General features: G+C 74.7%; 7 protein-coding genes. 1 reads left to right on the top strand and 6 read right to left on the bottom strand.

Going from position 1 to position 9,306, the window contains the following annotated elements:
- Positions 1-186: 186 nt before the first annotated feature.
- The 6 genes from ACFWXO_RS05875 to ACFWXO_RS05850 form a co-directional block, all read right to left on the bottom strand.
- Positions 187-2,517 carry a xanthine dehydrogenase family protein molybdopterin-binding subunit gene (locus ACFWXO_RS05875; protein WP_380522508.1) on the bottom strand — a complete coding sequence of 777 codons (2,331 nt, stop codon included), beginning with the start codon at positions 2,515-2,517 and terminating at the stop codon, positions 187-189.
- Positions 2,514-3,716 carry a 2Fe-2S iron-sulfur cluster-binding protein gene (locus ACFWXO_RS05870; protein ID WP_380522507.1) on the bottom strand — a complete coding sequence of 401 codons (1,203 nt, stop codon included), beginning with the start codon at positions 3,714-3,716 and terminating at the stop codon, positions 2,514-2,516. Before ACFWXO_RS05870 ends, ACFWXO_RS05875 begins: the two co-directional genes overlap by 4 nt.
- Complete coding sequence (locus ACFWXO_RS05865; RefSeq protein WP_375883450.1) at positions 3,713-4,579, bottom strand: FAD binding domain-containing protein; 867 nt, start codon at positions 4,577-4,579, stop codon at positions 3,713-3,715. Before ACFWXO_RS05865 ends, ACFWXO_RS05870 begins: the two co-directional genes overlap by 4 nt.
- A 324-nt stretch (positions 4,580-4,903) precedes the next feature.
- Positions 4,904-6,514 carry a beta-N-acetylhexosaminidase gene (locus ACFWXO_RS05860; protein WP_380522506.1) on the bottom strand — a complete coding sequence of 537 codons (1,611 nt, stop codon included), beginning with the start codon at positions 6,512-6,514 and terminating at the stop codon, positions 4,904-4,906.
- Positions 6,515-6,605: 91 nt separating this feature from the next.
- On the bottom strand, positions 6,606-6,890 hold the full coding sequence (locus ACFWXO_RS05855; protein WP_360239079.1) for a DUF3039 domain-containing protein: 285 nt from the start codon (positions 6,888-6,890) through the stop codon (positions 6,606-6,608).
- A gap of 100 nt (positions 6,891-6,990) precedes the next feature.
- Positions 6,991-7,584 carry a YqgE/AlgH family protein gene (locus ACFWXO_RS05850; protein WP_375883000.1) on the bottom strand — a complete coding sequence of 198 codons (594 nt, stop codon included), beginning with the start codon at positions 7,582-7,584 and terminating at the stop codon, positions 6,991-6,993.
- Positions 7,585-7,883: 299 nt separating this feature from the next.
- Here ACFWXO_RS05850 and murA point away from each other — a divergent pair, with 299 nt between their 5' ends.
- A complete protein-coding gene (gene murA / locus ACFWXO_RS05845; protein WP_375882997.1) occupies positions 7,884-9,224 on the top strand; it encodes a UDP-N-acetylglucosamine 1-carboxyvinyltransferase in 1,341 nt (446 codons plus the stop codon).
- Positions 9,225-9,306 lie beyond the last annotated feature (82 nt).

Genomic DNA, 9,306 nt, shown 5'->3' with positions numbered 1-9,306 from the left:
CTGCTAACGTTTTCCAGTTGTTGGTGGTGGTTTACCTCCCCCCCTCCGGAGATATTTGTTGTTGCGGGGCCCCCCACACCCCCCCCCCCAATTCCGCATTTCCCGTTCCGTTTCCGGCCGCCCGACCCGACCCGACGACCCGACGGGCACCCGCGGCGGCGGGGCCCGACGGCCGCGGGCGCCGGCTCAGGCCGTGACGGCGTCCTCCGGGCGGATCGGCAGCCGGCCCACCGGCAGCCCGGTGGCGGCCCGGACGGCGGCGGCGACCGCCGAGGGGGCGACCACCGCGGGCACCGCGCTGACCGCCTTGGCCCCGAAGGTGGCGACCACGTCCCGCTCCTCCAGCAGCGCGGCGATCCGCACCTCGGGAGTGTCCAGCGAGGTCGGCAGCCGGTAGCCGGTGAGCGAGGGGTTGGTCATCACCCCGCCCGAGGTCTGGAGGTCCTCCATCAGCGCCAGTCCCACGCCGTGGGCCACGCCCGCCTCGATCCGGTCCTCGATCTGGCGCGGGTTCAGCGCCCGGCCGACGTCCTGGGCGACGGTCATCTCGACCACCCGGACGGCCCCCAGCTCGATGTCCACATCCACCACCGCGCGCATCGCGCAGAAGGAGATGGAGACGAAGGCGTCGCCGTGTCCGGACTCGTCCAGCGGCTCGGTCGGGTGCGGGCGGCACTGCGCGGTGGCCCAGAGCTCCTTGCCCTCCAGCGCCTCCGCGACCGGCATGCCGAGCACCCCGTCGTAGGAGGTGATCTTGCCGTCGGCGATCTGCAGCAGCTCCACCGACATCCCGAAGTCGGCCGCGATCGGCTGCAGCAGCTGGTGGCGGACCATCAGCGCGGCCCGCTCGACCGCCCCGCCGGAGACCCAGGTGTGCCGGCCCCGGGCGGAGGGCCCGGCGATCGACTGGTCGCTGTCGGCCGGCGCGATGTAGACCTCGCTGACGCCCAGCACCGTCTGCACGATCTGCCGGGCCAGCGTGGCGAAGCCCTGCCCGGCGTCGACGGCCGCGCAGATCACCGTGGCGTGGTCACCGCTGACCCGCACGGTGGCGGTGGAGACCTCGTCCTCGCCCTCGGCGCCCAGCATGTGCACCATGCCGACGGCGTAGCCGATCCCGCGCCGCACCGCGGCCGGGTCCCCGGCCCCGCCGGGACCGCCGGGCAGCAGCCACTCGGCGTCCGGGTCGTCCACCGGCAGGGCCGGCAGCGGCTCGGCGGCCACCGCGTCCAGCAGCGCCTTCACCGGGGCGGGGCAGGTGACGGCCTGTCCGGTGGGCAGCGGGTCGCCGGTGGACATCGCGTTGCGGCGGCGGATCTCCACCGGGTCCACGCCCACCCGGGCGGCCAGCTGGTCCAGCTGCGACTCGTACGCGAAGCAGGCCTGGAGCGCGCCCTCGCCGCGCATCCGCCCGGCCGGCGGGTTGTTGGTGCGCACCGCCCAGGCGTCCACGAACACGTTGGGGCAGACGTACGGGCCGACCGAGAAGGCCGTCGCGGCGGCCAGCGCCTCGGCGGAGACGTCGGCGTAGGCGCCGCCGTCCAGCAGGATCTGCGCCTCCACCTTCACCAGGGTGCCGTCGGCGTCGGCGTGGTGGCGGTAGCGCAGCAGCGCGGGGTGGCGCGAGGTGTGGGTGTGGAAGGACTCCTCGCGGGTGAGGGTCATCTTCACCGGGCGGCCGGTGCGCAGCGCCAGCAGCGCCAGGGTGACCTGGAAGGAGAGGTCCTCGCGGTCGGTGGTGGCGCCGGGCACGCCGGTGACCACCAGGCGGACCCGGTCCGGCTCCAGGCCGAGGCAGGCGGCGGTGCGGTCGCGGTCGCCGTGCGGGTCGGTGGAGGACAGGTGCAGCTCGACGCCGCCGTCCGGGCGCGGCACGGCCAGCCCGGCCTCGGCGCCGAGCGGGGCCGGGTCCTGCCGGCCGACCTGGTAGAGGCCCTCGACGATGATCTCGCCGGCCGCGTCCGGGTCCCCGGTGCGCAGCGGCAGGTGGCGGAACAGGTTGCCGTCCGGGTGCAGCGCCGGAGCGGTGAAGGCCTGCTCGGGGTCGGTGACCGCCTCCAGCGGCTCGTAGTCGACCGCGATCAGGCCGACGGCCAGCCGGGCGGTGTCGGGGTGGTCGGCGGCGACCGCGGCGATCGGCTCGCCGTGGTGGCGCACCACGCCGGCGGCCAGCACCGGGCGGTCGGAGACGATCGGGCCGGCCGGGGCGCCGTCCGGCAGGCCGTCCGGGCCGGGCGGCAGGTCGGCGGCGGTGACCACGGCGTGCACCCCGGGCAGGGCGAGCGCGGCCGAGGTGTCGATGCCGCGGATCCGGGCGTGCGGGTGCGGCGAGCGCAGCACCGCGCCCCACAGCAGCCCCTCGGCCCAGAGGTCGGCCGCGTACGGGTAGATGCCGAGCGCCTTGGGCAGCGCGTCGCTGCGCAGCGGGGAGCTGCCCAGGCCGAAGGGCTCCGGTCCGGCGCCGCCCTCGCCGCCGTCCTGCTGGAGTGCTGCGCCGATGTCGGTAGGCGACGTCATGATGCGTGGTCGTCCTCGGGGAGCCGGATGCCGTGGGCGGGGGTGGCGCCGTAGGGGACGCCGGTGGTCGGGACGCCGGCCTCGGCCGGGGTCCCGTGCGGGTCCGCGTACGGGGTGCCGTGCGGGGGCGTGCCGTCGTGGACGGCGCCCGGCAGCGGGGTGCCGTGCGCGGGGGTGGGCTCGTAGACCGGGGCGTCGTAGCCGGTGTCGTAGCCGGTGTGCTGCTGGTGGCCGTCCGGGTAGCCGGCCGGCACGTAGGTGCCGTGCGCGGGGGTGGCCTGGTAGGGCTGCTCGGGGTAGCCCTGCGGGTAGTACACCTGGTCGCCGACGGCCTGGGCGGGGATGCCGGGCTGCATCCCGGTCAGCGCGGAGGTGTCGTACACGCCGGTGTCGTAGCCGCCGTCGCCGTACGGCTGCTCGGCGGGGGCCTGGGCCGGCAGCGGGGCCTGGGCCTGGGCGGGCACCGGGGCGGGGGCCGGTTCGACGGGCGGCTGCGGGACGTGCTCGATCCAGGCCTCGGAGTCGGCGTAGACCGGCGGTTCGACGGCCGGCTCCGGCTCGACGGCGGCGGCCGGGGCGCCGGTCCCGGCGGCCGGGGCCGCGGTGCTCCCCTCGGCGGCCGCGGCGGCGGCCTCCTCGGCCTCCTCGACCTCCAGCGCGCGGGCGTCCGCGACGGTCTGGACGGCGGCCAGCACTCCGCGGTAGCCGGTGCAGCGGCACAGGTTGCCGCACAGCGCCTGCCGGGCCTCGACCTCGGTGGGCCGGTGGTTGCGCTGGAGCAGGTCGTGCACGGCCATCGCCATGCCGGGGGTGCAGTAGCCGCACTGCACGGCGCCGGAGGCGGCCAGCGCCTGCTGGACGTCGCTCGCGCCGCCGCCGGCCGACAGGCCCTCGACGGTGTTGATCTCGCTGTCGGCGGCCAGCGCGGCGGGCACCAGGCAGCCGGCCACCAGCTGGCCGTCCACCTGCACCGAGCAGGCCCCGCACTCGCCCTGCTCGCAGCCGTCCTTGGCGCCGGCCAGGCCGAGCCGCTCGCGCAGCACGTAGAGCAGGCTCTCGCCGATCCAGGCGTCGGTGACGGGCCGTTCGAAACCGTTGACCCGCAGCGTGTAGGAGGCGCACGGGCGCAGCTCCCGGCTGACCTGCGGGGTGAGGCCGAGCGGGTCGGCGTCGAGGGTCTCGATGGGGTCTGTGGTCACTTCAGCGCCCTTCCCAGTGCCCGTCGGGCCAGCACCGATACGGTACGCCGCAGCCGGACGGCGGCCGCGGTCGGCCCCTCGGTCGCGGCCTCCCAGGCCCCTTCGGCACCGTAGTTGTCGGGGACGCAGGCGGCGGCGACGTACTCGCCGAAGGCGGCGCCCGCGGCCGGGTCGATCTCCCGGCTGCCGTCCCAGTCGATGCAGCCGGCCACCCAGGCCTCGGCCTCCAGCGGGCGCAGCGGCACCGGGGCGACGGCCCCGACGGCGCAGCGCACGGCGCGCCGGGCCGGGTCGAGGACGAGTGCGACGGAGGCGGTGGCACGGGCCGGGCCGCTGCGGCCGGTGGCCTTGAGGAAGACCTGCGGCGCGTGCAGCAGCGGGACCCGCACCCAGGTGAGCAGTTCGCCGGGGCGCACCGGGTCGAGTCCGGTGAGCAGGTGACTGACCGGCACCTCGCGGCTGCCGCCGGCCCGGGCGAGGGTGACGCTGGCCTCCAGGGCGGCGAGCACCGGGAGGGTGTCGCCGGCCGGGGCGGCGGTGACGATGTTGCCGCCGAGGGTGCCGACGTTGCGGACCTGCGGCGGGCCGGCGGTGCGGGCGGCGTCGGCGAGGGCGGGGATGAGCGCGGCGAAGTCGGGGCGGTCCATCCGGGCGTGGGTGAGTCCGGCGCCGAGCACCGCGGTGCCGCCGTCCTCGTAGCGCCAGCCGCGCAGTTCGGTGATCCGGCCGAGGCCGACCAGGGCGGCGGGGCGCAGCCGTCCGGCGTTGACGGCTTCCATGAGGTCGGTGGCTCCGGCCACCGGTACCGCGGCCGGGGCGGCGGCCAACGCGTCGACGGCCTCGTCGAGCGAGGCCGGCAGCATGATCGTCCGGTTCACCTGGGTCCCACCGTGCTCCACTTGCTCATCGATCGTCTGCCGCCCGCGGCCGTGGCCGCACTGCACTGTCCGCGTCAGCAGCCCGGCCTGGCCGTAGGGTACGGGCGATCGGGCCGGGTTGGGCAACTCTGGCACACAATGCTCGATGATCATTTCGGGACCGGTGAACGGGACTGCCCGATTGGGACGGATACCGGGCGGTATCTGCCCCGACCCGAACGGGACCGGGGCAGATGTTCATCTCTTCTTGACGTCAGATGACCGTCCATAAGTTCCCGACGAACACATCGGCGCACCGCCCGCACCGCCTCAGCGCACCGGCGGCGGCCCCTCGATCGGCCGCCCCGCCACCCCGGGCCGGCGCTGCCAGGGGTGCGGCCCGTCGGCCGGGCGGTACTCGACGCCCAGCGCGTCCAGCACCGCCAGGTGGCCCCGCAGCCGCCGCTCGAAGCCGGCGTAGTCGCGCTCGGCGGGCACGGCGGGCAGCGCGGACCAGGCGACCTCCGCGAAGGCGACCAGCCGGGGGAAGGCCCGGTAGTCGATGTCCCGGGCGCTGTCCATGAACTCGCTCCACAGGTTGGCCTGGGTGCCGATGACGTGCCGGGCGGCCTCCCCGTCCAGCTGCTCGGGGACGGGCTCGAAGCGGTAGACGTCCTCCAGCGTGCGCACGAAGCCGACCGGGACCGGCTCGTCCGGCCCGTCCGCCTGCCGGTGGTCGAAGTAGACGTGCTGCTCGGGGCACATCACCACGTCGTGCCCGGCCTTCGCGGCCGCGATCCCGCCGCCGAAGCCGCGCCAGGAGGAGACCGCCGCGCCCGGGGCGAGGCCCCCCTCCAGGATCTCGTCCCAGCCGATCAGCCGGCGGCCGCGCTCGGCCAGCCAGCGGTCGAAGTGCCGGATGAGGTGGCTCTGCAGCTCGTCCTCGTTGGCCAGGCCCAGCTCGCGGATCCGGGCCTGGGCGGCGGCGCTGTCCTTCCACTGCTCCTTGGGGCACTCGTCGCCGCCGAGGTGGACGAACTCGGACGGGAACAGTTCCAGGACCTCCTCCAGCACCCCCTCGAAGAAGCGCAGGGTCTCCTCGGAGGCGTTGAGCACGTGGTGGCTCACCCCCCAGTCGGTCCAGACGCCGAGCGCGGCGGTGTCCACCACGTCGGTGTTGCCCAGCTCGGGGTAGGCGGCGACGGCGGCCTGGGTGTGGCCGGGCAGGTCGATCTCCGGGACGACGGTGACCCCGCGCGCGGCCGCGTAGGCGACGATCTCGCGCAGGTCGTCCTGGGTGTAGTAGCCGCCGTGCGGGCGGTCGTCGCGGCGCTGCGCGGACCGGTAGCCGACCATCGAGCGCTCCCGCCAGGCGCCGCGCTCCGTCAGCCGCGGGTAGCGCTTGATCTCCACCCGCCAGCCCTGGTCGTCGGTCAGGTGCAGGTGCAGCACGTTGAGCTTGTGCGCGGCCAGCAGGTCGACGAAGCGCAGCAGGTCGGACTTGGGCAGGAAGTGCCGGGCGACGTCCAGCAGCGCGCCGCGCCAGCCGAACCGGGGTTCGTCCGCGATGTCCGCGCCGGGCAGCACCCAGCCCTCGGCGCGCAGCGGCGAGCGGCGGTAGGCGTCCGGCCCGAGCAGCTGCCGCAGGGTCTGGGCCGCCCACAGGGCGCCAGCCGGCCCGCCGGCGGTGAGCAGGGCGTGGCCGGGGCGCACCGCGATCCGGTACGCCTCGGCGGCCAGGGTGTCGTCCAGGACCAGCTCGATGCCCTTGCCCGGCCGGCCCGGACCGAGCGGCAGCCCGGTGGCGGCGGACAGCGTGCCGCGCAGCCAGCGCTCGGCGTCGGCCAGTACGGGCGGTGCGGTCAGCGTGGTGGCGGCGTCGAGCGGGAAGTCCCCGTCCGGGCGCCGGACGGCACTCGAAGGTGCGGGAATGAGGTCCATTCCGACATCCTGCCCAGGCCCCGAACGATTGGCATAGACCACCTGGGAAACGCGGTGCTATGCAAAACGGCGTCCTGCAGACGGCGGCGGACTACTTGCCGCCGTTGTCCCCGTCGCCGCCCTGCGGCTTGCCGATGCCGTCGTAGATCTCCTTGCACATCGGGCAGACCGGGTACTTCTTCGGGTCGCGCCCGGGCACCCACACCTTGCCGCACAACGCCACCACCGGGGACCCGGAGAGCGCGCTCTCCATGATCTTGTCCTTCTGGACGTAGTGCGCGAAGCGCTCGTGGTCGCCGTCCCCGTGGGACACCTGGGGGACGGGCTCGACCAGGGTGCCGGTGCCGAGGCCGCGCTCGGGCTCAAGAGTGCTCATGGGTGCCAAGTCTATGGGCGCCCCGGGAAACCGGGCCAGTGTCACGCGGCGGCCCGGGTTCCCCGGGCCTCGACACGGGGCCGGACGGGCCGGACACGCCCTAGTTCATCGTCGGGTCGTCCGGGTAGGTCGCCAGCAGGGCCAGCGGGCTGCGCTGGCGGCGCAGCACCGAGCGCCACAGCCGTTCCGGCTCCGGGCTGGAGACGTCCCCCGGCTCGCAGTCCACCAGGTACCAGGCGCCGCTCCCCAGCTCCGACTCCAGCTGGCCCGGCGACCAGCCCGCGTACCCGGCGAAGATCCGCAGGCTGCCCAGCTCCCCGGCCAGCACCTCCGGCGGCGCCTCCAGGTCGACCAGGCCGATCGCGCCGTGCACCCGGCGCCAGCCGAGCGGCTCCCCGGTGCCCGGCTCCCCCGGCGCGACGGCCAGGCCGAGCGCCGAGTCCAGCGCCACCGGCCCGCCCTGGAACACCACCGCGGGCTGCCCGACGAGTCTGCCCCAGCCGTCCAGCACACTGCCCACCTCGACCGGCGTCGGCCGGTTGAGCACCACGCCGAGCGCCCCCTCGGCGTCGTGGTCGAGGAGCAGCACCACCGCCCGGGCGAAGTTCGGGTCGGTGAGCATGGGCGTCGCGACGAGCAGACGGCCGGTGTGGGACCGGCCTCCGTGCGAATGGGCCGCCGTCATGCCACACATGATCCCGCAGAACGGCACCGGCCGGACACCGCAACACCCGAAACCCCGCCACGCCGGACGAGCACCCGTACGGCCGAACCGGCGGGCGGGAGCCGGGCCGGAGAGAGCACCATCACGGGAGAGGCAAACGGGAACCATCGGGACGCCCACTACCATCTACGGATGGTGGACGCCCCTCTACGGTGCCGACTCGGATTCTCCGGGGGCCCGAACGCGCCCGTACGCCTGTACCACCGGTCCACCAGCGGTTCCGTGACGGAGCCGTTCCCACTCCTCTGGCACCCCGGATTGCGAGAACGATGACCGACGACGTCCTGCTGGTCCACGGCGGAAACCCGCTCGAAGGCGAGATCCGCGTCCGCGGTGCGAAGAACCTGGTCCCCAAGGCCATGGTCGCCGCCCTCCTCGGCCAGGGCCCCAGCAGACTGCGCAACGTCCCGGACATCCGCGACGTCAAGGTGGTCCGCGGCCTGTTGCAGCTGCACGGCGTGACCGTGCGCACCGGCGACGAGGACGGCGAGCTGATCCTCGACCCCTCGCACGTCGAGAGCGCCAACGTCGCCGACATCGACGCCCACGCGGGCTCCTCGCGGATCCCGATCCTGTTCTGCGGCCCGCTGCTGCACCGCCTCGGCCACGCCTTCATCCCGGGCCTGGGCGGCTGCGACATCGGCGGCCGGCCGGTCGACTTCCACTTCGAGGTGCTGCGCCAGTTCGGCGCCACCATCGAGAAGCACCCGCAGGGCACCTACCTGGTGGCCCCGCAGCGGCTGCGCGGCACCAAGATCGAGCTGCCCTACCCCTCGGTCGGCGCGACCGAGCAGGTGCTGCTCACCGCCGTCCTCGCCGAGGGCGTCACCGAGCTGCGCAACGCGGCCATCGAGCCGGAGATCGTCGACCTGATCTGCGTGCTGCAGAAGATGGGCTCGATCATCACCCTGGGCACCGACCGCACCATCCTGATCACCGGTGTGGACGAGCTGAACGGCTACAACCACCGGGCCCTGCCGGACCGGCTGGAGGCCGCCTCCTGGGCCTGCGCGGCGCTGGCGACCAAGGGCGACATCTACGTCCGCGGCGCCCGCCAGCTGGAGATGATGACCTTCCTCAACACCTTCCGGAAGGTCGGCGGCGCCTTCGAGGTGGACGACGAGGGCATCCGCTTCTGGCACCCGGGCGGCGAGCTCAAGGCGATCGCCCTGGAGACCGACGTGCACCCGGGCTTCCAGACCGACTGGCAGCAGCCGCTGGTGGTCGCGCTGACCCAGGCCACCGGCCTGTCCATCGTCCACGAGACGGTGTACGAGTCGCGGCTGGGCTTCACCGGCGCGCTCAACCAGATGGGCGCGCACATCCAGCTCTACCGCGAGTGCCTGGGCGGCACCCCGTGCCGCTTCGGCGCGCGCAACTTCCTGCACTCCGCGGTGGTGTCCGGCCCGTCCAAGCTGATGGGCGCCGAGCTGGTCATCCCGGACCTGCGCGGCGGCTTCTCGTACCTGATCGCGGCGCTGGCGGCCGAGGGCACCTCGACCGTGCACGGCATCGACCTGATCAACCGCGGCTACGAGAACTTCATGGAGAAGCTGCGGGACCTCGGCGCCCACGTCGAGCTGCCCAGCGAGCAGCTGGTCGACGCGTAACGACCGCACGCACGACGAGAGGCCGGGGTCCCCCCGGGGAGCCCGGCCGGGCCGGGGGGCTAGGGGGGGGGGAGGGGCCCGG

Source organism: Kitasatospora sp. NPDC059088 (genome assembly GCF_042738155.1).
Taxonomy (GTDB): Bacteria; Actinomycetota; Actinomycetes; order Streptomycetales; family Streptomycetaceae; genus Kitasatospora.
The sequence above is the reverse complement of the archived record's forward strand: the minus strand, read 5'-3'. Positions and strand labels throughout refer to the sequence as shown.